General features: G+C 63.8%; 26 protein-coding genes. 11 read left to right on the plus strand and 15 right to left on the minus strand.

Annotated features, from left to right (window positions below; genetic code table 11):
- Position 1: 1 nt before the first annotated feature.
- A complete protein-coding gene (locus tag FJ423_RS20915) occupies positions 2-625 on the minus strand; it encodes a LysE family translocator (RefSeq protein WP_140844649.1) in 624 nt (207 codons plus the stop codon).
- 304 nt (positions 626-929) lie between these two features.
- On the opposite strand from FJ423_RS20915, the gene FJ423_RS20920 reads away from it, so the two are divergent.
- The 6 genes from FJ423_RS20920 to FJ423_RS20945 all read left to right on the plus strand — a co-directional run bounded on the left by FJ423_RS20920 (position 930) and on the right by FJ423_RS20945 (position 6895).
- Positions 930-1619 carry a L,D-transpeptidase gene (locus FJ423_RS20920; protein WP_246680213.1) on the plus strand — a complete coding sequence of 230 codons (690 nt, stop codon included), beginning with the start codon at positions 930-932 and terminating at the stop codon, positions 1617-1619.
- 112 nt (positions 1620-1731) lie between these two features.
- A complete protein-coding gene (locus FJ423_RS20925) occupies positions 1732-2898 on the plus strand; it encodes a diphosphate--fructose-6-phosphate 1-phosphotransferase (RefSeq protein ID WP_140844653.1) in 1167 nt (388 codons plus the stop codon).
- A gap of 14 nt (positions 2899-2912) precedes the next feature.
- Positions 2913-3659, plus strand: a complete 747-nt coding sequence (locus FJ423_RS20930) for an MBL fold metallo-hydrolase (RefSeq protein ID WP_140844655.1) — start codon at positions 2913-2915, stop codon at positions 3657-3659.
- Between the two features lie 189 nt (positions 3660-3848).
- Positions 3849-5387, plus strand: coding sequence for a DegQ family serine endoprotease (locus FJ423_RS20935; RefSeq protein WP_140844657.1), 1539 nt, complete (start codon positions 3849-3851; stop codon positions 5385-5387).
- A gap of 125 nt (positions 5388-5512) precedes the next feature.
- Positions 5513-6124, plus strand: a complete 612-nt coding sequence (locus FJ423_RS20940; RefSeq protein WP_140844659.1) for a sulfite oxidase-like oxidoreductase — start codon at positions 5513-5515, stop codon at positions 6122-6124.
- A gap of 24 nt (positions 6125-6148) precedes the next feature.
- Positions 6149-6895: a ferredoxin reductase gene (locus FJ423_RS20945; protein ID WP_140844662.1), complete on the plus strand. Its 747-nt coding sequence runs from the start codon at positions 6149-6151 to the stop codon at positions 6893-6895.
- Positions 6896-6904: 9 nt separating this feature from the next.
- Here FJ423_RS20945 and FJ423_RS20950 read toward each other — a convergent pair whose 3' ends face one another.
- From FJ423_RS20950 to FJ423_RS20970, 5 genes are read right to left on the minus strand one after another with little or no spacing between them, the layout of a single operon-like run.
- The gene (locus FJ423_RS20950) at positions 6905-8377 is read right to left on the minus strand and encodes a nucleotidyltransferase family protein (protein WP_140844664.1); all 1473 of its coding nucleotides are present in this window, start codon (positions 8375-8377) and stop codon (positions 6905-6907) included.
- Positions 8377-9054, minus strand: a complete 678-nt coding sequence (locus FJ423_RS20955; RefSeq protein ID WP_140844666.1) for a glycosyltransferase family A protein — start codon at positions 9052-9054, stop codon at positions 8377-8379. The genes FJ423_RS20950 and FJ423_RS20955 overlap by 1 nt, the downstream gene beginning before the upstream one ends.
- Positions 9051-9806 (minus strand): glycosyltransferase family A protein, encoded by a 756-nt coding sequence (locus tag FJ423_RS20960; protein WP_140844668.1) that lies wholly within the window; start codon positions 9804-9806, stop codon positions 9051-9053. The genes FJ423_RS20955 and FJ423_RS20960 overlap by 4 nt, the downstream gene beginning before the upstream one ends.
- Positions 9803-10852, minus strand: coding sequence for a serine kinase (locus tag FJ423_RS20965; RefSeq protein WP_140844670.1), 1050 nt, complete (start codon positions 10850-10852; stop codon positions 9803-9805). The genes FJ423_RS20960 and FJ423_RS20965 overlap by 4 nt, the downstream gene beginning before the upstream one ends.
- Before the next feature lie 33 nt (positions 10853-10885).
- Positions 10886-11308, minus strand: a complete 423-nt coding sequence (locus FJ423_RS20970; RefSeq protein ID WP_140844672.1) for a PqqD family protein — start codon at positions 11306-11308, stop codon at positions 10886-10888.
- Between the two features lie 621 nt (positions 11309-11929).
- Between FJ423_RS20970 and FJ423_RS20975 the strand changes: the two genes are divergently transcribed.
- Together FJ423_RS20975 and FJ423_RS20980 are read left to right on the plus strand one after the other, a co-directional pair.
- Complete coding sequence (locus tag FJ423_RS20975) at positions 11930-12136, plus strand: DUF680 domain-containing protein (protein ID WP_095768185.1); 207 nt, start codon at positions 11930-11932, stop codon at positions 12134-12136.
- A gap of 71 nt (positions 12137-12207) precedes the next feature.
- Positions 12208-12441 carry a DUF680 domain-containing protein gene (locus FJ423_RS20980; RefSeq protein WP_140844674.1) on the plus strand — a complete coding sequence of 78 codons (234 nt, stop codon included), beginning with the start codon at positions 12208-12210 and terminating at the stop codon, positions 12439-12441.
- A gap of 85 nt (positions 12442-12526) precedes the next feature.
- Here the strand turns inward: FJ423_RS20980 and ugpC are convergent, their stop codons facing one another.
- The 5 genes from ugpC to FJ423_RS21005 all read right to left on the minus strand — a co-directional run bounded on the left by ugpC (position 12527) and on the right by FJ423_RS21005 (position 19034).
- Positions 12527-13639, minus strand: coding sequence for a sn-glycerol-3-phosphate ABC transporter ATP-binding protein UgpC (gene ugpC, locus FJ423_RS20985; RefSeq protein ID WP_140844676.1), 1113 nt, complete (start codon positions 13637-13639; stop codon positions 12527-12529).
- A gap of 35 nt (positions 13640-13674) precedes the next feature.
- Entirely contained in the window at positions 13675-15339 is a 1665-nt protein-coding gene (locus tag FJ423_RS20990; protein WP_140844679.1) for an alpha-glucosidase, read from the minus strand.
- A 4-nt stretch (positions 15340-15343) separates the two neighbouring features.
- Positions 15344-16498, minus strand: a complete 1155-nt coding sequence (locus FJ423_RS20995) for a carbohydrate ABC transporter permease (RefSeq protein ID WP_140844682.1) — start codon at positions 16496-16498, stop codon at positions 15344-15346.
- Position 16499: 1 nt separating this feature from the next.
- Positions 16500-17513, minus strand: coding sequence for a sugar ABC transporter permease (locus tag FJ423_RS21000; protein ID WP_095768190.1), 1014 nt, complete (start codon positions 17511-17513; stop codon positions 16500-16502).
- Between the two features lie 165 nt (positions 17514-17678).
- Positions 17679-19034, minus strand: a complete 1356-nt coding sequence (locus FJ423_RS21005; RefSeq protein ID WP_095768191.1) for an ABC transporter substrate-binding protein — start codon at positions 19032-19034, stop codon at positions 17679-17681.
- 118 nt (positions 19035-19152) lie between these two features.
- Between FJ423_RS21005 and FJ423_RS21010 the strand changes: the two genes are divergently transcribed.
- The 3 genes from FJ423_RS21010 (at position 19153) to FJ423_RS21020 (ending at position 21901) form a co-directional block, all read left to right on the plus strand.
- Positions 19153-19377, plus strand: coding sequence for a hypothetical protein (locus tag FJ423_RS21010; protein ID WP_140844684.1), 225 nt, complete (start codon positions 19153-19155; stop codon positions 19375-19377).
- A 15-nt stretch (positions 19378-19392) separates the two neighbouring features.
- Entirely contained in the window at positions 19393-20415 is a 1023-nt protein-coding gene (locus FJ423_RS21015) for a substrate-binding domain-containing protein (protein WP_140844686.1), read from the plus strand.
- Positions 20416-20554: 139 nt separating this feature from the next.
- On the plus strand, positions 20555-21901 hold the full coding sequence (locus tag FJ423_RS21020) for an FAD-binding oxidoreductase (RefSeq protein WP_140844688.1): 1347 nt from the start codon (positions 20555-20557) through the stop codon (positions 21899-21901).
- A 287-nt stretch (positions 21902-22188) separates the two neighbouring features.
- Here the strand turns inward: FJ423_RS21020 and FJ423_RS21030 are convergent, their stop codons facing one another.
- The 4 genes from FJ423_RS21030 to FJ423_RS21045 all read right to left on the minus strand — a co-directional run bounded on the left by FJ423_RS21030 (position 22189) and on the right by FJ423_RS21045 (position 25979).
- Positions 22189-23643, minus strand: a complete 1455-nt coding sequence (locus tag FJ423_RS21030; protein ID WP_140844692.1) for a S8 family serine peptidase — start codon at positions 23641-23643, stop codon at positions 22189-22191.
- Positions 23633-24298 (minus strand): anti-sigma factor, encoded by a 666-nt coding sequence (locus tag FJ423_RS21035; protein ID WP_140844694.1) that lies wholly within the window; start codon positions 24296-24298, stop codon positions 23633-23635. The genes FJ423_RS21030 and FJ423_RS21035 overlap by 11 nt, the downstream gene beginning before the upstream one ends.
- Entirely contained in the window at positions 24295-24861 is a 567-nt protein-coding gene (locus FJ423_RS21040) for a sigma-70 family RNA polymerase sigma factor (protein WP_095770209.1), read from the minus strand. The genes FJ423_RS21035 and FJ423_RS21040 overlap by 4 nt, the downstream gene beginning before the upstream one ends.
- Positions 24862-25139: 278 nt before the next feature.
- Entirely contained in the window at positions 25140-25979 is an 840-nt protein-coding gene (locus FJ423_RS21045) for an alkaline phosphatase family protein (RefSeq protein WP_140844697.1), read from the minus strand.
- Between the last annotated feature and the right edge of the window lie 199 nt (positions 25980-26178).

The raw sequence follows: 26178 nt of genomic DNA on the forward strand, positions 1-26178 counted from the left end.
GTCAGTTGGCCGACCGCATCGCCACCGTGGCGATGCCGGCGCCGACCAGCAGCGTGCCGCCGGTGCGGTTGAAGATGCGGATCGCCTTCGGGTTGCGCACGATCGCCCGGGCCCTGGATGCGACCAGCGCATAGCCAAAGGCATTGGCGAAGGCCAAAGTCAGGAAGGTCGTCTCGAAGATCAGCATCTGCGTCCAGAAGTCGGCATGCCGGTCGAGGAATTGCGGCAGGAAGGCGACGAAGAAGGTGATGCTCTTCGGGTTCAGCGCCGTCACCAGCCAGGCATGCGCCATCATCCGTGCCGCCGAGACCGCGTCGGTGCGCGGTTCCGCCTTCAGCGCGCCGCCGGCGCGGAACAGTTTAATGCCGAGATAGATGAGATAGCCGGCGCCGATCACCTTGAGCATGGTGAACACCGTTGCCGAAGCCGCAAGCAGCGCGCCAATGCCGAGCATCGACAGCGTCATGGCGGTGAAGTCGCCCAGCGCCACGCCCACCGCCATCGGCAACGCGGTGCGCCAGCCTTGCCCAAGCGCATAAGAGACGACCAGGAGGATCGTCGGGCCAGGAATGATGAGAAGAATGGAAGAGGCGGCGGCGAAGGCAGCCCAGTTTTCGAAGGACATTTCCCTGCTCCTTGAGCGCAAAGAAAAGGATAAATCCTGGGGCCGGGGAGAATGTAAAGGGGCCGTCGGAAAAATCTTCAGCGCCGAGGCCGGCGGCTCATCTACCGCCATAACGATCCGTTAGGGTTAAGCCCGGCACGGGCTCTTTCACCCTTTTTCAACGATGAATGGCGAAAATGCCTGCGATCCGGCCGGACCCCCGCCGGCAGCGTAGGATTTGTGCATGCGCGAGTTGCCGCAACGTCTGACGCCGCCTTCCAACGGCGCCGCAATCGATATCGAAATTCAGCTTTCCCGCCGCGCCATGCTTTCCGGCGCCGGCGCCATGGCGCTGCTCGGCCTTGCGGGCTGCAGCACCACCGACACGCTCGACCTGCCGCAAATGCAGCTCGACAACACCGTCACCGGTTCCGTGCCGCCGATGCGTCCGGCGATCAGCGTCGACAAGAACATCACCGGCCCGGACGTCATGTATGCCTCGCTCACCGACGGCGGCTTCCAGGTGCCGGAGGTGCCGTGGCAGAAGGTCAAGCCGCAGTTCCGCCGCCAGATCGTCGTCGACAAGACCGGCGAGGCGCCCGGCACCATCGTCGTCCACTTGCAGGAGCGCATGCTCTATCTCGTCCAGCCGGGCGGCGACGCCATCCGCTACGGCGTCGGCATCGGCAAGGACGGCTTCCGCTGGTCGGGCCGCGCCAACATCCAGTACGGCCGCGAATGGCCGGTGTGGACGCCGCCGCCGGAAATGATCCAGCGCAAGCCCGAACTGGTGAAATGGCAAGGCGGCCAGCCCGGCGGCCTCACCAATCCGCTGGGCGCCCGGGCGCTCTACATCTACCAGAACGGCAAGGACACCGGCTACCGCATCCACGGCTCGCCCGAATGGTGGAGCATCGGCAAGGCCATGTCGTCGGGCTGCGTGCGCCTGATCAACCAGGATATTATCGACCTCTACAGCCGCGTTTCCAAGAAGAACCCGGTCGTCGTGGTCTGATCTTTCCAGGCGACCTGTCTGGCCGCCATTTCGAGATACCGTTTCTTCCGTTGCGCGATGCCGCAAGACAGGCCAAGGTACCTGAAAACCTTCGCTTCGGGAGAAATCGAGCATGTCTGGAACCTTCGTCATCGCGCAAGGCGGCGGCCCGACCGCCGTCATCAACCAGACGGTCGTCGGCGCCACGCTGGAAATCCGCAAACGCCATCCAGGCGCCAAGGTGCTGGGCTCGCTCCACGGCGTGCGCGGCATCCGCGACGGCAATTATGTCGATCTCTCCGCCATCCCCGAGGACAGGTTGCGGCTGATTGCCGGCACGCCGAGCGCCGCCCTCGGCTCGACCCGCGATAAGCCGGACGCCGCCTATTGCGAGGTCATCCTCAACGGCTTGAAAAAGGCCGGCGCCGACGCCTTCATCTATATCGGCGGCAACGACACCTCGGGCACGCAGCAGATCCTGACCGATGCCGCCGGCGGCTCGATCGCCTTCGTGCACGCGCCCAAGACCATCGACAACGACCTCGAGGAGAACGACCACACGCCTGGCTTCATCTCGGCGGCAGAATTCGTCGCTGGCGCCTTCCTCTCCGTCGACCTCGATTTCCGCGCCCTGCCCGGCATCTATGTCGGCATCGTCATGGGCCGGCATGCCGGCTTCCTGACCGCCGCCGCGGCCGCATGGCAGCTCGATCCCGACAGCGGACCGCATCTGATCTACGTGCCGGAGCGCGCCTTCTCGGCGAAGCGCTTCATCGAGGAAGTGCGCGAAAAGCTGGACCGCCACAAGCGCTGCATCGTCGCTGTCTCGGAGGGCGTCAGCACTGCCGACGGCAAGGCGCTGGTCGAAAGCCTGGTGCCGCCGGACAAGCTGGAGCGCGATCAGCACGGCAACGTCAAATTGTCGGGCAGCGACCTGCCGGCGGCGCTCGAACGGGCCTTGGCCGAGGGCCTGCCCGGCAAGCGCGCGCGGGTCGACGCGCTGGGCTACATGCCGCGCGGTTACGTCGGCGCGATCAGCGCCGTGGACGCCAAGGAAGCCTTCGACGCCGGCGCTTTCGCGGTTGCTGTCGCCGGCGAAGGCGGCGGCTCGGTCGCGCTGCAATATGACGGGTCGAAGACGGTGTTGAAGAAGGTGCCACTGAAGGCGGTGGCCGGCAAGACCCGCCACATGCCCGACGATTTCATGAAGCCGGACGCCAATCAGCTTTCGGAAGCCGGCATGGCCTACCTGAAGCGGCTGGTGCCGGAAAAATACAAGGTCGGCAAGCCGTTCATCTGATGGGCGGCGGCTCGATGCCCGAGCTTGAGGTTGGCGACTGGTTCGGCAAGGCGAAAGTCGATGCCGGCACGACGATGCTGACCGAGCCTTTCGTGCATGATTTCGTGCGCGCCAATATGTGGCATCTGAAGGGCCGCGAGGCGGATCTGCTGGTCGATACCGGCATGGGCATCCGTCCGCTGGCGCCTGAGATCGACACGCCGCCCGGCAAGCCGCTCATCGTCGTCGCCACGCACATCCATCTCGACCATGTCGGCTCGCTGCATGAATTCCCGCTGCGCCTGGGCCCGAAGATGAGCGCGCCGCGGTTCGACGCCATGAATGATGCCGTCACCTACGCGTACATGTTCCACAATCTCGACGGCGCCGTCTCGAAACTGCCGGCGCCGGATTGGAAGGCGGCCGATTACCGGATTCCCTCAGCACCGCTGACGCGTGCGCTCGACGAAGGCGACATCGTCGATCTCGGCGACCGCAAATTCCGTGTGCTGCATCTGCCTGGACACTCGCCGGATTCGATCGCGCTTTTCGACGAGGCCGATGGCCTCTTCCTCGCCGGCGATGCCATCTATGACGGCATGCTGATCGACGATCTGCCGGATTCGGACCGCACGGCCTATTGCCGCACCATGCGGCGCCTGCTCGACCTGCCGATCCGCATCGGCCATGGCGGCCATGGCCCGAGTTTTACCGGCCAGCGAATGCGTGAGATCGCCTCCGCTTATCTGCGTCGGAGAGAGCGGTTCGTAAGCGCTCTCTGAATTAAATCTTCGTAAGGTCATCCAAAGGCCCTGATTCAGGCCATTCCGCACCCTAAATCCTGATTGTCGATCCGGCCGGCTGCCATGCAAGGCGAGGCAGGCAATCCCGGTCGCCGACACGCCAACGGATGCGTGCTTCGAGACACATCCGGGGTGCCCGATCAACCTCTCGCCCGGACAGAAACGACCATGTCACCCATGAACATTCTTCGCAGACATCGCGTCGCGGCCCTGTTGGGCGCTGCGCTGATCATTTCTCCCGTTATTGGTTCCTTTGCCGAGAGCACGAACAACGCCGGATTGAGCAACGCCGTCGCCACCACGCAAACTCCCGCCGCCGGCGTTACCGCGCCTAACGGCTCCTTCGCTCCCATCGTTGCCACCACAAAGCCGGCAGTCGTAACAGTCACGACAATGATGAAGGGCCAGCCGGACGCCATGAGCGAGGGTTCGCCCTTCGACGGCAACTCGCCTTTCGACGACTATTTCCGGCAATTCTTCGGCGACCAGGGCATGCCGATGCCCAAGACGCCCCCTCAGCGGGCACCACGTAGCGAGGCGCTCGGCTCCGGCTTCATCGTCGGCGCGGATGGCACCATCGTCACCAACAACCATGTCGTCGACGGTGCAAGCTCGATCAAGGTGACGCTCGATGACGGCACCGAGCTTCCCGCCAAGCTCGTCGGCCACGACGCCAAGAATGACCTCGCGGTGCTCAAGATCAAGGCCGACAAGCCGCTGCCGACCGTCAAATGGGGCGATTCCAGCAAGCTGATGACCGGCGACCAGGTGCTGGCGATCGGCAACCCATTCGGCATCGGCACCACGGTTACCGCCGGCATCGTGTCGGCGCGCGGCCGCGATCTCCATAGCGGGCCGTTCGACGATTTCATTCAGATCGACGCGCCGATCAATCACGGCAATTCGGGCGGTCCGCTGGTCGACATCCATGGCAATGTGATTGGCATCAACACCGCCATCTACTCGCCCAATGGCGGCAGCGTCGGCGTCGGCTTCGCCATCCCGTCGGATCAGGCCCAGAAAGTCGTGGCCAAGCTGATGAAGGGCGGCGACATCGAATACGGCTATCTCGGTGTGCAGATCCAGCCGGTCACTCCGGATGTTGCCGGCGCCATCGGCCTCGACCATCCTGCCGGAGCCTTGGTTTCGTCGGTCACGCCGGGCTCGCCGGCGGCCAAGGCGGGCATTGAAGTCGGGGATGTGATCACCGGCTTTGGCGGCCAGGAGATCAAGGATCCGAAGGACCTGTCGCGCGCCGTCGCAGATGTCCCGCCCGGCAACAAGGAAACCGTCGACATCTGGCGTAAGGGCAAGGCGGTTCAGGTCTCCGCAGACGTCGGCCGCAACACCGACGAGGTGCAGACCGCCTCGAATGGCGAAGGCGGCAAGCCGTCAGCGGGCCAGGGCGTGCCGTCGCTCGGCCTCGGGCTGACCGATATCACTCCCGATATCCGGCAGGAGCTCAACCTTGCCGACAACCAGCACGGCGCCGTGATTGAGCGTGTCAATCCGGACAAGGCGGCTTCGGCGGCGGGCCTCCAGCCGGGAGACGTGATCATCGGCGTCGACCAGACGCCCGTAAAGAACGCCAGACAGGCGAACCAGGCGATCGCCGAGGCAGCCAAGTCGGGCAAGAAGTCGGTGCTGCTGCTTGTCGATCGCGGCGACCAGCAGATCTTCGTCGCAGTGCCTTTCGCGGCCGGCTGACGAGGGCCTCGACAGAGCCTGCCGGCGTCTGCGGCAGGCTCTGTCTGCAAGATTTCTGTTGCTCCCCAGAGCGTCTTCGAGAACACTCTCCGCGATCGACCAAATCCGGCGCAAGGGATGTCTCGATGGTTACGCGTGGCTTCTTTTCCGGACGGCGGCCTCCTTCCGACACCGACACGCGCATCCCGCCGGGCCAGTATCTGGAGCAGGGTTTCCCGGTTCTGTCGGCGGGGCCGACGCCGCGGGTCCGCACCGAGGACTGGTCCTTCACCTTGAAGCAAGGGCCAAAGCCGATCAAGAAATGGAACTGGGCCGAATTCAACGCGCTGCCGCAGAGCAAGATGACGCGCGACATCCATTGCGTGACGGCCTGGACCAAGTTCAACACGCCCTGGCAGGGCGTGATGATCGACGACATCCTCGCCGATGCCGGCATCGAGCCGCCGACGGCCTACACGCTGGCGCTGTCGTTTGACGGCTATTCCACCAATGTTCCGACCAAGGACCTCATCACCGGCAAGGCGATGGTGGCGCTGCTTTACGAAGGCAAGCCGATCACGCCTGATCATGGCGGGCCGGCCCGGCTTCTGGTGCCGCATCTCTATTTCTGGAAATCGGCCAAATGGGTGAACGGGCTGCAGTTCACCGAGCGCGACGAGCCGGGCTTCTGGGAGCTGCGCGGCTATCACATGTATGGCGACCCCTGGCGCGAGCAGCGCTATTCCAGTGACCCGTGAGGGGCGATTTATGAGCAGCAATCGATGAGCGCCGAGCCGTCGCCGCAATCGCCCTGGCAGGCAGCCACGATCACCCGCATCGAAAAGCGCACGCCACGCGTCACCAGCTTCTGGTTCCAGCCGTCGCGGCCCTTCGCCCATCTGGCCGGACAGCATGTCGAAGTCCGGCTGACGGCGCCGGACGGCTATCAGGCGCGCCGATCCTATTCCATAGCTTCGGCGCCCGAAGCAGGTGCCGTCGTCGAGCTCGCGATCGAGCGGCTCGACGACGGCGAGGTCTCGCCCTTCTTCCACGATGTCGCTGCCGTCGGCGACGAGATCGAGCTGCGCGGACCGCTAGGGGGCCATTTCATCTGGGAGGAGAGCGACGGCGGGCCGATCCTTCTGGTAGGCGGCGGCTCGGGCGTCGTGCCGCTGATGGCGATGGTGCGCCATCGCACGCTGCGCAACAAAGCGGTGCCCGTTGCGCTGGTGTTCTCGGCCCGGGTTTGGGACGAGGTGATTTTTCGCGACGAGCTGATCGGTCTCGACGATCGCCGCGTTGGTTTCGATCTGGTGCTGACGCTGACCCGCGAGCCGGCTAGGCGGCCGTCCGACTATTCCCGGCGCGTCGACGCCCGCATGATGGTGCAGGCCGTCGAGCGCCTGCCGAAGGCGCCGAGGCTCGCCTATGTCTGCGGCTCAAACGCCTTCGTCTCGGCCGCCGCTGATGCCCTGATTGGCGCCGGCGTTCCGGCGGGGATTATCCGCACCGAGCGCTATGGAGTTTGATACCGCCCGTCAGCCGGTCGGAGAGAATTTCGCCGAAACGAGCTGGAAAGGCAGCGCGCCATAGCTGGCGACGGCCTGCTCGTTGTCCCAGATGCGAAACTGGCGTGACGGCCGAGCCTCCAGCACCAGGGCCCGTCCCGCCCGCTCAAGCTTCACCTTGCCGCGAAAGCGCAGCATCCGCTCCCCGCCGGAGCGGCTGATCGCCATCGAGCGCAGCCGGGCCACGTGCCGGTCGCCCGCATTGATCTCCATCTCGATGCGTCGCCTGACCGGCGGGACGACGATGCGCACGATGAGTTCGAGCATCATCTCGCTGGCTTCGCCCTGCGGTCCGTCCAGGGGTTGCGAGAGCACAAATGCGGCAGGCTCGCCTATGGCCTTGGTCGTCACGGACTTGCCGCGCCACACGATGTCGGGCTCGGTCTGCTTCAGCCGGCCTTTCTTGCGCTGCAGGCGCAGCTGCTTTGCAAATCCCCGCGACAGCCAGGTCAGCGCGCCGAAATCGGTGCGCGGCTTGGCCTGCAGAACCGACGACAGCCGCGCCGCGCCGCGCCGGTCAGCCATGTCCACCACCTTGGCCAGCACGTCCTCCGGCACAGCGATGCCGATCTCCAGCGCAAGATAGGAAAGCGCCACCGCCGCGGCGACGGCGAGACTGCGCCTGGCGATGACATCGAGGAATATGGTCCAGTCGACAGTGCCGCCCTCGATGGCCACGGTGCAATCGACCAGCCAGTCGCTATGCGTATGTGCGTCGAGGCCGCCATGCGCGATGGCGAGCGCGATGCGGTCGGCGGCCGAGGGGACGACTACGCTGACGTCGCTGAATTTGGCGGCAATCGCGCGGCGCCAGATGGCGAGGTCGTCCTCGGTGTTCTGCTGCGACCCGTCATAGGCAAGCTGATGCAGGTCGATGTCGCCGTAATTGCCCTTGAAGAAATTCATCGAGCGCAGCGATCCCAGCCGTGCGCGCAGATATTGCGGGGAAACACCGCTGGCGATCTGCCAGCCGCGGTCGCGCAGCACATCGAAGGCCGGCTGCATATCGCCCGGCCGCACCAATATATCTATGTCATGCGCCACGCGCCCGCGCTGCGCGGCGGCATCGAGCGCGGTGCGGCTGGCGCCCTTGATCAACATCACCGTGCAGCCGGCATCGACCATCGCCTTCAGTGCGGGCTCGGCCTCGCGCATGGCCATGCGCGACTTCGTCCACAGCATCTTCTGCAGGCCGACCAGGCGCGGATAAGCGGCGTTGCCGGCAAGCTTGCGTCCGAACCTGTCGGAAATCGCGGCAAGCAACCGGTGTTCCCGGAAGGAGACGTGGTCGATGTCGTTCTCGTTCAGCCAGCCGGCGGCGCAAAGGCGCGCCGCCTCTTCGTCGGGCAGAAGTGCCGCCTTGAGCAACTGGTCGAGCGAGCCGGTCGGCCAGGACCAGCCATAGTCCGGAAAACGCCTGCCGATGCGACGGATCTTCGCCATCAGCGGGAGCTGGCTTTGCTTTGTGCCCGTCGCAGCATGGCCAGGCGTGCCACTTCCAGGTAACCGCGGTCGCGTGCCGCGTCGCGCCCATAGGACAGGCTCCCCGGCCTGATGCGCCGCAGCGCCAGGACATCAGGCATCATGTCGAGGACAAAACCGCTTTCCCGCGCGCGGGCGATCCAGTCGATCATCTCGCCGCGGCCGCCCGGCGGATCGATGATCGGGCCGACGCTCTCCGCGGTCTCCCGGCGCATCAGCATCGTCGAGCGCGACCAGCCGGGGGTTGCGGTCGGGGCCATTGCGTCGGGCTCTCCGTCGCGGAAGGCGCGCATATGGGTGAAGACCCCGGATACGCCGGGAAGCCGTTCGAGATGGGCAAGCTGCGCCGCGATCTTTCCAGGCAGCCAAAGGTCGTCGGCATCGAGCGTGGCCACGAAGGGCGTCGACAGCGCGGCGATGCCGCGGGTGGTCGCGCTGCCGGGTCCGGCATTGTCCTGGTGCAAAAGCCTGAGCGGCAGGTCGATGCCGCCGATCGCGCCGGCGAGATCGTCGGTCGAGCCGTCGTCGACCACCACGACCAGTTCGGGCCGCAACGTCTGCGCCGCCACCGATCGCAGCGTCTCCGCGATCGTGGCGCTGGCGTTGTAGGCCGGAATGACGACGCCGTATGCGCTCATGACATGAACGGCCAGTCCGCGAGTTTCTTCAGTTCGAAGATGCCTTCGATCGGCTTGAGCGAAGGGTTGGCCCTGCGCCGCTTCATCGACTTGTAGATCGCGCGCATGAACTCGCGCGACTGGACATCTTGCTGCCTTGTCATGTTGCCGGCGTGCCGCCGGTAATAAAGCGCCAGCGTGTCCGAAAGCGCGCATCGGGGGCCGACCTCGAAGCTGCGCAGCAGGAAGTCCGTATCCTCGGCCTGGACGAAGTCCTCGTCGAAAGCGCCGATCCGATCGACCAGACGGCGCGAGAAGATCGCCGCCGAGAGATGGATGCCGCGAACCGTGATGCTGGTGCTGTCGCGGGTCGGCTCCAGCGTCTCGTCGTCGATCCTGTCGACCAGCATCATCCTGGAATAGGTGAGCTCGAGAGAAGGATCGCGCCTGAAAAGGTCCAGATCCGCCGCGAAGCGCCCGGCCGGCGAGATGTCGTCCGAATCGAGAAAGGACACCAGTTCCGTCTCCGGCTTGAGCCGGCTGAGCCCGCTGTTGCGCGCCCGGGTCACGCCCATGTTTTCCTGCCGAAACAGCCGGATGCAAGATGCTTCGTCCATCATCGCGCGCACCGCTTGGGCCGAACCGTCGGTCGAGCCGTCATCGATGACGATGATGTCGAGATCGGCGGCGTCGCGCTGCCTGATGAGCGAACGCAATGCCGCAACGACATAGCGCTCGCGGTTGTAGACAGGCATGATCACGCTCAACTTCACCGGGCGCTCCGGACAAGGAAATCCGCAATCGTACCGGCGATTTCTCCTGGGCGTGACCCAAGCGAAATCCGGTAGCATGGCAGTAGCCGGGTCAGATCGCTGAAGAAGCGAAAACCGCTTTCGCGTTCGCCAGGCATCTGGGCGATGCCGGACGGCGCCAGCGCGATGATGGCATCCTTGCGCGAAATCGGTGCGATCGAACTTATCTTTCCGCCGCTGACATGTGGCACCAGCAACGCGCAAATGTCCAGACTCTCACCTACTGGCCGGGGCGCGATCTCGTGAATGTGGAAGGCATGCTTGCCTTGCCAGTTGAGCGGGCGGCCGGTTCCCAGTCGCCTTTCCAGCCCGAGCCGGGCGAAACCCGGCGGATCCTGCTTCAGGATCGAAAACAGCGGTCGCGCTGTCACACCGCCGGAAAGATCGATCAGCACGTAATCGTCACCGACGCTGTCCAGTCCGTTGAGCAGTCCTGCAACGACGGTTCCGGATTTTCCCGCACCCCCGGCGCCTGCCAGCAGCACGCCCCTGCCGTCGAGGCCCAGCGTGCCGGCATGGGCAAGGCGCATGCCGCGCGCGGCGTATTCCCAGTGCAGGAAGGCGCGCAGCGGCGACCCCTGCTCCCAAGGCGGAAACGCGTCGGGAGACCGCATCAACTGGACGCCGATCCGTCGGGCGGGATCGTAGACCTGCCAGAAATCCAGATCGTGGTAATGATGGCCGCGCAGCCCTGCCTCGGCGAGTTTCCGGGCAAAGCCGTGCTCGGTGAAATGCGCATCGCCCCAGCTTGCCGGTTCCGGCATGTCGCCGATGCCTGGATGGCCGATGAAGACACGGCATTGGCGGGAGTCCCGCGGATCGCCTTCGGCTTCGATGAAGGCCTGGCCAAGGGCATCAGCGAGCGCGCCGGGATCGAGATGCGCGATCAATTCCAGCCCTGGCAGGCGGACAGCACGCCGGACCGGAAACTGCACCGCCGCGCCTTCGGCAGCGGCGATGAGAAAGCGGGCATAGTCCGGCAGGGTCTCGAGCGTCACATGTGGCATGGTCTGTTCCGGCCGCCCTGACCCTTCGCCGGTTCAGGAAACCTGCTTGACAGCCGGCCAGCCGAGCGGCTCCTCGACTTCGTGGATTGGGTCGACGATGATCAAGTCGGCAAGGTCGTCATGGACGCTGACGTGGAGCGGTTCGCTCGCCGCCGCCAGCGCCGCCGGCAAATCGTCGGATGACGGCAGCGGCGTTGCGCTGGAAGGTGCCAGCAGCCCGAACTCGACCAGCTGCGTAATGAATGCCTCGATCGCGGCGGCGTCGATTCTGCCAGCGGCCGATCGGATCAGCGCTTCGGTGCCGACACCCGAGGACAGCGCCTGCCACACTTTGCTGCCGGAATCGGAGAAGCCGAAATATTTGCCGTTTGAGAGGTCGAGCACGACAGCTTCGCCGTCGAAAGATTCGAAGACGATGTCCCGGCTCGCAACGGCGTAGACGTCGGAAAGAGGCATGTCCTTGACCCCCACTCTACAATTCCGGCCGGCGGCTGCGCCGGTCGTAATCGTTGCCCTGACCCCAGGACAACGCCTGTAAACACTCGATCCTTGCTTGGCAAGGCAAGCCATAACGGCGCCATCTCGACCATTTGGCGTTCAATTCGCGGTTCGAGCCCCGATTTTTGGGCGCCGACAAGCAGGGCGACCGCGACCCTCCCGGCGCGAATACCCGCTGGCCTGCAGTCTGAACATGGTCATGGAGCGGGCCGAATCGGCCTGTGGAACCGGGGTATGATGGTTAATAGTATCGAAAAGTGACTATTAGGAGATTCTAAAATCGAACTGAACGGTTCGTTTCTGTTGACGGTGCGTGCAGGACCGTGTGAACGTTGGCGCTCCGATACATTTGGTGAGCCAACGGTCAAATCTGCATAAGTTATTGATTAAATGCGATAAAAATAAAGTCATAGGCATGCTTATCAAAACTTCAAGATGCGGAATCATGGTCCAGACGGAAAAACTTCGTGATTGGAATCCCGCCCTCGGCTCACCCAAATCAGCGCTGTCCGAACGACGCGATTTCATTCCCAAGACACGCCGCTAGACGGACTGAATAAAGATACTGGAGTAGCAAAAATGAAAAAGATTGTTCTCACTGCCGCAGCCCTTCTGGCAATTTCTGGCAGCGCCTTTGCTGGTAGCGACCATTACAACCCGAATGAAGCCAATCAGGCGGCGGCCAAGGTCGACTCGTCCTACACGGCTGCGGTCCGCCAGTCTGCGCCGGCCACCCAGCAGCCTGCCACGACGGGCGCCGACCACAACCTTTTCGGCAACAACTAACAGCCGACCTTTGAACCGGCGGCGGGCTCGCCCGCCGCATCGGTCGGACCACAAGATTCAGGAGCACTGAAATGAAGAAGATCGTTCTTGCCACGGCCGCCCTGCTGGCCGTTTCCGGCGCTGCTTTTGCGGGCAGCGACAATTACAACAACAGTGGCGTCAACCAGCCGGCCCCGGCGGTCGATACCGCCCCTACGTCATCGATCGGCACCGACTCGCCCGTCTACAAGTTGCTGAACTCGTCGCGCGACGTGCAGAAGTCGGCGCCTCAGGGTGCCGACCGCGACCACTTCGGCAACCGTTGATAGCCGACTGTGATTTGAAAGAGAGAGCGGCGGGCCAGGCCCGCCGCTCTCTTTTTTTGCCGGGAACGCCAGCGTGCCGATAGCGTCAGGCAGCCTTTGCTTCCTCGCGATGCAGCGTGAAGGAATGGCCGTCGGCGTCGAAGATGTGCAGATCGCCGGCGCCGGCGTTGAGCCGCAGCGTCTCGCCGCGCTTGACCTCGACATTGCCCGGCGGCTTGGCAACCAGCGGCAGGTCGGCGCGGCCGATATCGATATAGACGAGCTGAACCTCGCCGAGCTGCTCGATATAGTCGACCTTGCCTTCGAACAGAAAGTCCGCGCCTGTGGCAATCGCGAGATCCTCCGGCCGCACGCCGAAGCTGACCGCCGCGCCATTGGCCGAGGCCGGCGTCGCGATCGGCACCGTCGCCTTGCGGCCGCCGACATGGCTGACCACGGTCGGATTGCCGGCCTTCTCGATCTTTGCCGGCAATATGTTCATGGCCGGTGAGCCGATGAACTGGGCGACGAACAGGTTGCCGGGCCGCTTGTAGAGTTCCATCGGCGTGCCGACCTGCTCGATAACGCCTTCCTTCAAGACCACGATGCGGTCCGCCAGCGTCATCGCCTCGACCTGGTCGTGCGTGACGTAGATCATGGTGGTGTTCGGCATCGATTCCTTGAGCTTGGCGATCTCGATGCGGGTGGCGACGCGCAGTGCTGCGTCGAGATTCGACAACGGCTCGTCGAACAGGAACACCTTCGGGTTTCGCACGATGGCGCGGCCGATGGCGACGCGCTGGCGCTGGCCGCCCGACATCGCCTTGGGCAGGCGGTCGAGATATTTGGTCAGTTGCAGGATCTCCGCCGCCTGGCGCACGCGCTTGTCGATCTCGGCCTTGCTTTCCTTGCCGATCTTCATCGAGAAGGCCATGTTGTCGTAAACCGTCATATGCGGATAGAGCGCATAGGACTGGAACACCATGGCGATGCCCCGCTTCGACGGCGGCACGTCGTTCACCACCTCGCCGTCGATCTTCAGCTCGCCCGACGTGATCTCCTCGAGGCCGGCGATCGACCTCAGCAAGGTCGACTTGCCGCAACCCGACGGCCCGACGAAGACGATGAACTCGCCTGATTTGATATCGAGGTCGATGCCGTGGAGAATGTTGAGGTTGCCGTATGATTTCTTCACCTGGTTGAGCGTGACATCGGCCATTTTTTTCTTCTCCCGTTGATCCCTGTTTTAGAAGTTCAGTCGATGCGTCCGAACCAGGCGCCGTAGCCGCCGAGGCGGACCGGCCCGGTGCCAGTCTGTCCCGAAAAGCCGTGCCCGGGCAAGGGTTGCAGCGCACCTTTGCCGAGATCGACCTCGGAGGGCTTGCTGCCGAGATTGAAGGCGCAGACGATCCGCTCATTGCCCTCGCGGCGCGTGAAGGCGACGGTGTCGCCATCGCTTTCGATAAAGTTGATGTCGCCCTTGGTCAGCGCCGGATGCTGGCGCCGGAAGGCGAGGAAGCGGCGGTAATGTTCGAGCAGCGAGCTTGCCTCGCCCTGCTGCACGTTGACCGCCTGCGACAGGTGCTTGCCCGGCACCGGCAGCCACGGCTTGGCGGTCGAGAAACCGCCATTCTTGGCGGCCGCGTCCCAAACCATCGGCGTGCGGCAGCCGTCGCGACCCTTGAACTCCGGCCAGAACCGGATGCCGTAGGGATCCTGCAGGTCCTCGAACTTCAGCTCCGCCTCGCCAAGGCCGAGCTCTTCGCCTTGATAGATGCAGACCGAGCCGCGCAGCGACATCAAAAGCGCCGAGATCACCTTCAGATAGGCGGTCGGATCCGCCTCGTTGGCGGCCCAGCGCGAGGCGACCCGCATCACGTCATGGTTGGAGAAGGCCCAGCACGACCAGCCGTCGCTGGCGACCGTGCCGAAGGCCTCCAGCACCGCGCGCGCTTTCGCCGCGCTGATCTTCTCCGGCGCCAGGAAGTCGAAGGAATAGCACATATGCACGCGCTTGCCGTCGGCGGTGTAGGCGGCGACCACCTCCAGGCCGCGCTGGGAATCGCCCACCTCGCCGACGGCCGCCTGCGCCGGATATTCGTCCAGAAGCGCGCGGAAGCGCTCCAGGAAGCCGAGATTCTCCGGCCGGCTCTTGTCGTAGATGTGGTCCTGATAATTGTAGGGATTGACCGCCGGCGCCGTCTGGTCGTTGCGCTGTTCCGGCGGCAGCGGCGGATTGTCCTCCAGCCCCTGGCTGTGGAAGTAGAAATTGATCGTGTCGAGGCGGAAGCCGTCAACGCCGCGCTCCAGCCAGAAGCGGGTGATGTCGAGCAGCGCGTCCTGAACTTCTGCGTTGTGGAAGTTGAGGTCGGGCTGCTCGGCCAGAAAATTGTGCATGTAATATTGCTGGCGGCTGGTGTCCCACTGCCAGGCCGAGCCGCCGAAGATCGACAGCCAGTTGTTGGGCGGCGTGCCATCGGGTTTTGCGTCCGCCCACACATACCAGTCGGCTTTCGGATTGTTGCGGCTGGAACGGCTTTCCTTGAACCAGGAGTGGATATCGGCGGTGTGCGACAGCACCTCGTCGATCATCACCTTGAGCCCCAGCCGATGGGCTTCCGTCACCAGCGCGTCGAAATCGGCGAGCGTTCCGAACATCGGGTCGACGTCGCAATAGTCCGACACGTCATAGCCGAAATCCTTCATCGGCGATTTGAAGAAGGGCGAGATCCAGATGGCATCGACGCCGAGCGAAGCGATATAGGGCAGGCGCTGAACAATACCCTTCAGGTCGCCGATGCCGTCGCCGTTGGAGTCCTGATAGGAGCGCGGGTAAATCTGGTAGATCACCGCGCCCCGCCACCAGTCGCGGTCGACGGCCGGGTCTGGCTGCGACGTCGCCTTCAAAGCCGATTGCATGTCTTCAACCTCCTTTCACCGAGCCGGCAAGCAGCCCGCGGACGAAATAGCGCTGCAGCGAGAAGAACACGAACAGCGGCACGATGATGGTGATGAACGCCGATGTGGTCAGGATCTCCCACTTGCCGCCGCGCGAGCCGAGCAGCGCGTTGAGCTTGGCCGTCAGCACGATCTGATCGGGCGCCGTGCCGAGGAAAACCATCGCCACCAGCAGATCGTTCCATACCCACAGGAACTGGAAGATGGCGAAGGAGGCAAGCACAGGGAAGGACAGCGGCAGCACGATCTTGACGAAGATCTCGAAGTCGCTGGCGCCGTCAATGCGTGCCGATTCCATGATCTCGCGCGGCAGGCCGGCGATATAGCTCCTCAGCAGGTAGATGGCGAAAGGCAGGCCGAAGCCGGTATGTGCCAGCCATATGCCGAGATAGGTCTTGGACGGCACGCCGAAAAAGGCGCCGACCCCGTTATAGAGCCTGAGCAGCGGGATCAGCGACATCTGCAGCGGAACTACCAGAAGGCCGATGATCACCGCGATCAGCAGCGGCCGTCCGGGAAAGCGCATCCAGGCCAGTGCGTAGGCTGCGAAGGCTGCGATCAGGATTGGGATGATCGTCGCCGGGATGGTCACCGTCAGCGAGTTCATGAACGAGCGGCCGATGCCTTCGGAAAACAGCACCGAATCGTAGTTGTCCGTGGTGAATTTCGGCGGCGCCGAGGAGGCGAAATAGACGCGCTGGCCGCGGTCGCCCTCGAAGGCCTTCGGTGACGACAGCACGAAGCCGCCGTCGGCATTCATCTGCAGCGTGACGCCGTCATCGAGGTCGGCAACCGATCCCGCCTTGTACTGCGTCGGCGCGGAGGACTTGACGCCGAAGGCGCTGATCTCGCGCTTGGGGCCATCGCCGAAGATATTGCCCTCGATGACGTATTTGCCGTCCTTCTGGGTTTGGGCCGACGCGCCCGGCAGCCGTCCCGCCTCGCTCTGGCTGGAACTGGCGAAGGAGTTCCACCAGCCGGAGGCGACGATCTGGTCCTTGTCGCGCAGCGACGAGACGAGGATGCCGAGGGTGGGAATGGTCCAGATCGCCACGAAGACGAGCACGGCGATATGGACGCCGAAGCGGCCGACAAAGGACTTTCCGGTCTTGGTCGCCATATCAGTGCCCTCCCGTCTCTTTGTTGGCCTGGCGGATGTTCCAGACCATGATCGGGATGACCGCGATCATGATGATGATGGCGATGGTGGCGCCGCGGCCGAAATCGCCGCCGCCGCGGAACATCCAGTCGAACATCAGATTGGCGAGCACCTGTGTATTCCACTGGCCGTTGGTCATGGTCAGCACGATGTCGAACACTTTCAGCACCAGGATGGTGATGGTGGTCCACACCACGGCGATCGTGCCCCAGATTTGCGGCACCATGATCTTCCAGAAGATCTGGAACGGGTTGGCGCCGTCGATTACGGCCGCTTCCAGCGTCTCTTCCGGAATGCCGCGTAGCGCCGACGACAGGATGACCATCGCAAAGCCGGTCTGGATCCAGATCAGGATGATCATCAGGAAGAAATTGTTCCAGAACGGCAGCGATATCCAAACCTGCGGCTGGCCGCCGAAATATTGGATGATGGCGTTGAGCAGGCCGATCTGCACCTGGCCCTCGCCGCGATACTCGTAGATGAATTTCCAGATCACGCTGGCGCCGACGAAGGAGATCGCCAGCGGCAGGAAGATCAGGCTCTTGGCGATGGTGCCCCACCAGATCTTGTCGGTGAGCACGGCGATGATCAGGCCGAGGAAGGTGCAGGCAGCCGGCACCACGGCCAGCCACAGGATGTTGTTGAAGATCGAATTGCGCAAATCATGATCGCTGACCGCCCATTCATAATTGGCGAGCCCGACGAAATTGGTGCCGCCGCGGTCGAAGAAGGAGAGCCACAGCGTCGCGATCACCGGGTAGATCAGGTAGATGGCTAGGATGATCATCGCCGGGCCGACGAACAGCCAGGGCCGCACCATTCCCTGCCGGCGCAAATTGTCGACGGCGGCGGTGCCCGAGACGCCGCGTGACGGGAAGACGAGATCGAGCAGTTTGTTGGCGCCCCAGAAATAGGCGACACAGCCGCCGACGCCGATGATGATGACGAATATGGCCGAGAAAATCTGAGCCGCCATGGGTTCCTCTCCCTGCGCATGACCGGCCGGCCGAGGCTGGCGATCGGATGCACCGACTTTCGGTTATTCGGAACAATCGAAACGCGAAGGCTTCCGGCGCGGACCGCCGGTCGGACCCGGGCCGTAGCCCGGGTCCAGTAGGAGAATTAGGAAGATTTCAGGATGCTATTTGATGCCGTCCCAGCTTTTCTGGATGTCGGCGGCGACGTCCTGCGCGGACTTGCCGCCCACCAGGTCGACCATGCCGGTCCAGAACGAACCCGCGCCGATCTTGCCCGGCATCAGGTCGGATCCGTCGAACCGGACCGTCGTGGCGCCGACCAGGATCTCGCCCTGCTTCTTCAGCGCGTCGCTGCCATAGGCCTCCTTGTTGGCCGCCTTGAAGGGGGTGACGAAGCTCTTCTGCGCCATCCACAATTCATGCGCGAGCGGCATCTCGAGGAACTTGATGAACTCGCGCGAGGCCTTGGAATCCTTGGTGATCATCACCAGCGTGCCGGCCACTTCCAGCGGCGTGCCCAGTTCCGGCTTGGAGGCGTAAGGCGGGTAGGGGAAGAAGTCGGCGTCCTGGCCGAGCTTCACGTTTTCCGGGAAGAAGGAGGGGATGAACGATGCCTGGTGGTGCATGTAGCACTTGGGCGGCACGGTGAAGAGGCCCTTCGGGCTGTCGCGGAAGTCGGTCGCCGCGACCGCCTTGGCGCCGCCGTCCACCATCTTGTCGTCGGTGGCGATCTTGCCGAAGATGTCGATGGCGTTGACAACGGCCGGGTCGGTGAACGGAATCTCGTTCTTCACCCACTTGTCGTAGACTTCCGGCGGCTGCGTCCTCAGCATGATGTCCTCGACCCAGTCGGTCGCCGGCCAGCCGGTGGCGCCGCCCGAACCCAGCCCGATGCACCAGGGCTTGCCGCCGTCGGCGACGATCTTCTTCTCCAGATCGGCGAGTTCTTCTTGGGTCTTCGGCACCTTGTAGCCGGCCTCGTCGAAATTGTCGGGCGAGTACCAGACGAGCCCCTTCACGTCGATCTTGTAGGGAAAGGCATAGAAGCCCGATTTGCCGTCCTTGCCCGTATACGTGCCGAGCTTGGCCCAGGAGTCGCCGGCGGCGTAATTTTCCTTGATCCAGGCCGCGACGTCGTCGCCCAGCGGGGTCAGCACGCCCTTGGAAGCAAGATCCTGGATGAGGCCCGGCTGCGGCAGGACGGCGATGTTGGGCGGGCTGCCGGCCTGGGTGTCGATGACGATCTGCTGCTCATAATTCTCGGACGAGGAATATTTCACCTCAGCGCCGGTCGCTTCCTGGAAATAGTCGAGAACGGATCGGACAAGCGCCTCGTCCTCGCCGCGCCACGGCCCGAAGATCGTCAGCGTCTCGCCCTTGAGGTCGACCTTCTTGAGGTCGTCGTAATTGGCCCAATGAAATTTCGAATCCTCGCCCGGCTTGAACTTCAGTTCGGCTTGCGCCGGCAGGCTGAGGGTGAGTGCCGCGAATGCCGCACCCAAGAGAAGCATTTTCTTCATCGCAAGTCCTCCCAGTGATCACAAAAAGGACGAAACCTCCATTTCGTCCGCCGACGCCGCGGAACTGTGACTCAGCGAAAGGGCAACCGCAACCTTTCGAAGAGACTTCCAAAGCGCTTTGGCTATTTTGATCTCGCCATTGAATCGCCTTGGAGTCAAGTGGGCGACGTCATTAATCGATTTAAATAGGAGAAGATTAAGCGAAAAAAGTGCAGCGCAGCATGCTTTTTTGGCGCTGCAGCAGCAATTTTGCTTCAAACGACGCTGTCTGGCCTCTAAGGTCGTCCTGCTTGATGATCTCGCCAACAATCGTCAGATCGATTCAAAATTGAAAGCGCTTTGAGGCGGGAGGCCTCCGATGAACCTCAAGCAGCTGTCGCATATGCTGTCGCTCTCGCAGACCACGGTGAGCCGGGCGCTGAACGGCTACCCAGAGGTCAACGAGGAGACCCGGCGCCGGGTTATGGACGCCGCCAAGCGCCATGGCTACCGGCCCAACCCCAGCGCGCGCCGGCTCGCCACCGGCAAGTCGGGAATGATCGGCTATGTGCTGCCGACCGGGGCCGCCGTCGACATCGATCCGCACTTCGTCGAATTCCTCTCCGGCCTCGGCGACTATGCGCGTGCGCACGAGCTCGACCTTGTGCTTTCGCCCGCCGACGCCGACGACGAGGAAACGACCTACCGGCGCATCGTCGCCAACCGCCAGGTCGACGCCGTCTACCTGTCCGCGCCGCGGCCGGCCGACAAGCGGCTGGCGCTGGTCAACACGCTGGGCATCCCTTTCATCGTCCACGGCCGCAGCGAGGGCTTCGATTTCGACTATCCCTATCTCGACATCGACAATGAGGGCGCCTTCCACGAAGCGTCGAGGCTGTTGATCCAGCTCGGCCACAAGCGCCTGGCGCTGATCAACGGCAACGAGCGCGAGACCTTCGCCATCCACCGTGAGCGCGGCATGCGCCGCGCGCTTGCCGCGAACGGGCTGGCGCTCGGCGAGCGCCACATCCACTCCGTGGCGATGACCGAGGAAAATGGCTACCGCGCCGCTCGCCGCCTGCTCGAGGAGGTTGAGCCGCCGACGGCGATCGTCTGCTCCAGCCTGATCATGGCGCTGGGTGTGGTGCGCGCCGTGCGCGATCTCGGCCTCACCATTCCGGGCGACCTCTCGCTGGTCGCCCATGACGACGTCTTCCCCTGGCTGCGGCCGGAGAATTTCCCGGTGCCGCTGTCGACGACACGCTCCTCGATCCGCCTCGCCGGCGCACGTGTCGCAGAACGGCTCGCGGCGCGGATATCGGGGTTGGAAGAGGGGGCTCGCGGTGAGGTCTGGCCGGTAGATCTGATCGTCAGGGGATCGGTGGCCGGAGCGCCGATATAGGCGCCTAATCCAACAGCTTCGCCACTGACTCATTCCGGGCAACTGCCGTGGGACAACGGTCAGCCTTCGGCTGCTCCTGATATTGGACGGTGACAACCGGTAAGCCAGAACCGTCAACCAGTCCTTCCGGATGCGCCATTTGCCGACATTCCCATTCACCGAAGCGGATCCAGTCCAGTACCCCGGTCCTCCGCCGAAGGCTTCGGAGGTGGTGATCGTCGGCGGCGGGATCATCGGCGTAACGACGGCCCTCATCCTTGCTTCCCGAAACATTCCGGTGACGCTGCTGGAAAAAGGCCGCGTTGCGGCCGAACAGTCCTCCCGCAATTGGGGGTGGATCAGAAAGCAGGGACGGGACGCGGATGAGCTGCCGATCGTCATCGAGGCCATTCGCCTATGGCGGCAACTGGCCGAGGAATGCGGCGAGGACATCGGGCTCAACCAGACAGGCGTGACCTACCTGGCGAACGCCGACAAGGATATGGCCAAGTTCGAAGAATTCATGAGGATCGCCGCGATCCATGAGCTCGACACACGCCTCCTGGGCGTCGACGAGACCGCAAAACTCATCACCGGCATGTCGCGCAGGTTCAAGGGCGCGATGACGACGCCCTCCGATATGCGCGCGGAACCTTGGTTGGCGGTGCCTGCGTTAGCCAGGCTTGCCGTGCGAAAAGGCGCCAGGATCGTGGAGAATTGCGCGGCGCGCACCCTCGAGATCGCAGCCGGCAGGATCAAGGGCGTTTGGACCGAGGCGGGATATATCGAGACCTCAACCGTGCTGGTCGCGGGCGGCGCCTGGTCGTCCCTGTTCCTGGCGAGACATGGCGTAGCCATCCCCCAGCTCAGCGTCCGCGTAACCGTGGCCGCAACGGAGGCCTTGCCCGAGGTCTATGCGGGCGCGGCCGCCGACGACCACATCGCTTTCCGGCGCAGGCAGGATGGCGGATATACGCTCGCCGCGGGCGGCAGCCACTTGCTTTATTTGGGTCCTCACGCATTCCGGCACTTCACCCAATATCTTCCCGCCCTCTGGGACAATCCCTTCGGAACGCGCTATTTCCCCTTCGCGCCGCCAGGCTACCCCGACGGCTGGTCGACGCCGCGCGATTGGGCGCCGGATTCAGAGAGCCCTTTCGAGAGAATGCGGGTGCTCAACCCAGCCCCTGAGCCGGCAAAGCTTCGTTCGAGCGAGCGCAATTTCAAGCAGCTTTTTCCACAGTTCGAGAAAGCCCGCTTGAAGCTCGGCTGGGGCGGCATGATCGACGCCATGCCCGACGTCGTCCCCGTCGTGGATCGGGTCCAGGCGATCGGCGGTCTTTTCGTCGCGACAGGAATGAGCGGCCACGGCTTCGGCATCGGGCCTGGCATCGGCCGCGTCGTCTCCGACATGATCCAGGGGAACGACACCGGCCACGACCTCAGCCGTTTCCGGCTGTCACGCTTCTATGATGGAAGCCCTGTCCGGTTGGGGCCGGCGCTATGATCCCTCTCGCCCTCACCTTGAACCAATTTCACTTGATGGACGCTTCTAGGATGCCGTCTCAGCCGCCATGCGTTGAGAGATATAATTAATATAATATATCCGGATAGAGCCAAGAAACTCCAAAGATAATCGCCTATGGCGGTCAAAGACAATATGACTATAGATGCGATTCCGGTCACGATGTAGTACAATATCGAGGACCAGACGTATCTCTCCATCTGAGAGCTGCTCATCCACCAGCCTCGCTGTAATAATCTAAATTCGTAATTCGCCGGCGGTCGATAGCACTACTCCTTCGCCGCTCCGGCGGCCTTGATATCGATCAACCCATAGCCGAAATCACTGTCCCGCCCCTTCGGCCCCAGATCCTTGGCCGTGGCCGCCAGCGCCTTCTCGATGTCGTCGGCAGAGCGGTCGGGCGCGGCGTGGATCAGATTGGCGATGGCGCCGGACACGATCGCGGCGGCGAAGGAGGTGCCGGTGACGACGTCCGAGCCGGCGCCGCTCGGCGCCACCATCTCGACGCCCGGCGCCGAGATGAAGACATAGGCGCCGCGGTTGGCCTGCGGCATCAGCCCGTCCTTGGCGTCGGTGGCGGTCACCGCGATCACGCCGTCGAAGGCGGCCGGATAGCCATAGGGCGCTTTCGGGCCGTTGTTGCCAGCGGCGGCCACCAGCACCATGCCCATCGCCCGCGCATTGCGGCAGGCGGTGCCGAGCAGGTCGTTCTTCGGGCCGACGAAGCTCATATTGATGATGCGCACATTCTGCTCCGCCGCCCAGTCGAGCGCCGACAGGATGACGTCCATGGTCGACTTGCCGCCTTCGAAGGCGCGCGCGTGATAGATTTTCGCACCCGGCGCCATGCCTTCCAGCGGACCGACACCGGCGATAAGCCCGTCGACAGAGGTGCCGTGGTCGCGCTTCTCGATCGGCACATTGGGCATGGCGTCGTATTGGCCGGCAATCACGCCGGCGAGCGCGGGATTGGTGTCGTCGATGCCGGTGTCGATGACGGCGATGCGCACATTCTCGCCGCTCGCCTCTTTCGAATCGAGCGCGATGCGGTCGAAGGCATAGTTCACGATGCCGGCCGCCTGCTGCAGCGTGTAGATATGGTTGGGCTCGCGGCGCCGCGTGCGGCCGTCGGCTGCGAGCTGCGCCAGCACGACGCCGACCGGCCGCCCGTCGGTGATGCCGAAGCGCACCACGGTGGTGCCGAGCAGCCGGGACTGGCGCTGCGAGCGCACCTGCAGGCCAAAGGAATTGGCGATCTGCTGCACCACGCCGGCATCGCCCTCGACCGTCACCAGCACCTCGTCGGGCACGAATTCGCCGCTGATCGCGCGCGGCGGTTCGGCAAGGTTGAGGCCCTGCGGCACCGTGACGGGCCCGCTCGGCGTTGGAGCGGGTGGCGGCGTGGTGCTGGAACCGTTCGATGACGACGTTCCGTTGGACGGTGCCGGCGTTTGCGGGGCCGTGGGCGCCGGCGGGTTCGGGAACAGATCGACGATCAGCGCCGGCAGGAACACCGCGCCGCCCTTGGCTGCGTCCTTGCTCCTACCGCCATCTGCGCCGCCGCTGTCCTTGTTGCAGCCGCCACCGGCCGCCGTCGTGCGGTCCAGGCAATCGAGCTGTTTTTGCGTCAGGTTCGGATCGTTGGTCTGCGCGGAGGCAGGCGCGGCGACAAATGCCGCCGCCGCAAGGAGCGCCGCATGCAGAATGACCGCCTTAGCCGCCATCGGCCGGTTTCCTTCCCTGCACCACAGCCTCCGCGAAAGGCTGGGCGGCAATAAGGCCGACGAGCTTGTCGTAATCGGCCGCCGTGCTGGCCGGAATCGTCAGGTGGAACACGCCGTCCGCGGTCGGGCCGCCGGCGATCTTCAACCCATTCTGGCCGAGGAAGGCGGCGATATCGGCCATCTTCGCATCCGGCTTGAACTTGACCAGCGCGAAAGGCAGCTTCGCCAGATCGTCCTGAGCGCCGGCCACCTCGAAGTCCTTGCCCTTGCCGCCCGGCTGTTCGAAGGACTGCACGATGACCAACGCAAGCAGCGCCGCGGCAGCCGCCCAGGCGACACCGGCAGGCATTGCCGTCACCCGGCCGAAGACTCTTGCCAGCCAGGATTGGCCGGGTGTGCGCACCGGACCGGCCTCGGCGTCCAGCGCCTTGGAGAAGCGGGAGAACGCGTCGGCGGGCGGCCGGATCGCCTCGTTGGCGGCTGCGGTGCCGGAGAACTCGGCCTCCGCTTCGCCAAGCGCATTCATCGCCGCCGGATCGGTGGCCAGCCACTCCTCGACGGCCTCCAGCTCGGCGCCTTCCAGCGAGCCGTTCAGGTAGAACGGCAGCAGCGTTTCCATCTCGTCGCGACGCGACATCTTTTCAGCGGCGCTCATGGCCAACCCCTGTCGTAACCGGCGGCCTTGAGGGCTTCGCCGAGTTTCTTGCGGGCGTAGAACATCCTGGTCTTGACGGTCGCGACCGGGATGTCGAGCACCTCGCCGATCTCGGTCACCGACTGGCCATGATAATAGGCAAGGTCGATCACCGTGCGGTGTTCTTCCGGCAGGGCATCGACGAAGCGCCGCAAGGCGGCGGCCTTGTCTTCCTTCATGGTCACGACTTCCGGCGTGTCGGCGCCGTCGGGAACTTGCGCCGCGTCGTCGTCGTCGATCCAGTCTTCCTTCTTCTTGCGCAGCATGGATAGCGCCTTGAAGCGGGCGATGCCGAGCAGCCACGTGGAAACTTCAGAGCGGCCCTCGAAACTGGGCGCCTGTTTCCACAGCTCCAGGAAAACCTCATTCGTGATATCGTCGGCCATCATTTCCGATCCCGTCTGGCGCGCCACGAAGCGGTAGATCCGCGCGTGGTGACGCATGAACAGGAGCCGGACGGCGGCCCGGTCGCCCTTCGCGACCCGGTCTACAAGCGCGCGATCGGTTTCCGTCGCCGCATTCATGGCCGGTCGAGCCGCCTGGCTCCTCGAAGCTCTGTCGCTGATCGGTCCAAAAAGGTTCACCCTCCGCCAAGGATTCTTTGGAGGCTAACTGAAGAGCGGGGAGGTTGCCAGTAGGGACGCCTTTCCTTCTCCCCTTGTGGGAGAAGGTGTCGCCGAAGGCGACGGATGAGGGGTGCTCCAGGGAAAGCCGACGTCTCACTCCGCTGGAACACCCCTCATCCGTCTCGGCGCTGCGCGCCGATCCACCTTCTCCCACAAAGGGAGAAGGAAAGGCCGCTTTAACCCAAAAACGCCTTCGCCTTCATCGTCTCCGGTATCGTCACGCCAAGCCGGCTCAGCACTGTTGGCGCGAGCTGCAGCTGGTCGAGCAGCGTGTCGGCTTCAGGTCCCTTCGCGGGTCCGAAATAATAGAGCGCGAAATCCTGCATCTCGTCGTCATGGCCGCCATGGTGGCCGCGATCGGTCTGGCCATGATCGGCCGTCACGATCACTTCATAGCCGGCCTGGCGCCATTGCGGCAGGAAGGCGGCGAGCATGCCGTCCATCGCGTAGCAGGCATGATCCATCTCGTGGCAGTCTTGGCCGAAGCGATGGCCCATCGAGTCCAGCGTGCAGGTGTGCAGGATGCCGTAGTCGATGCCATGGCGTTTGGTCAGCATCGTCAGCGTCGCGAACAGGTCGACGTCGCTTGGCGTCATCTGGTTCTTGAGATTGTAGCCGGTCATGGTGTGGAAGCGGCCATGCGTGATCGGCCCGCTTGGCTCGTCGAACTCCATGTCCTCGACAAGATCGAACGGATACGAACGGAAGAATTCCGACCAGTAGGAGTGGGTCACAGCGCCCGTCTTGCCGCCGGCCTTGCTCACTTCCGAAAAAATGTCCGGCTGCGTGACGCGAAAGCGGTTCTCATTGGATACAATGCCGTGCACCTGCGGCGTGACACCGGTGTGGATCGAGGCGTAACAGCAGGCGGAGGTCGACGGCAGCACCGAGCGCATCTTCCACACCTGCGCCTCGCCCGATTGCGCCCAGCCTTCGAGATTGCCCATCAGCCGGCGCCAGTTCCGGTAGGGCACGCCGTCGAGGATGATGAGCAGCAGTTTGGATTTGAGCGGCACGGAACGTCCCTGTGCGTGTTCTTCGAAACGAAAACGCCGCGTGTGGCACGGCCAAGCGGCGCTGCTTTTAGATAGCCTGATATCAGGCGTTCAGCCAGCACTGGCAGAGAGCGTAGCCGTCCATCATCTCGCCATGGGATTCTTCACCCAGCCACTGACCTTTCTTGGTGTTGGCGGCGCCGCAATTCCGTGCAAAAGC

This window comes from Mesorhizobium sp. B2-8-9 (assembly GCF_006439475.1).
In the GTDB taxonomy this organism is placed as follows: domain Bacteria; phylum Pseudomonadota; class Alphaproteobacteria; order Rhizobiales; family Rhizobiaceae; genus Mesorhizobium.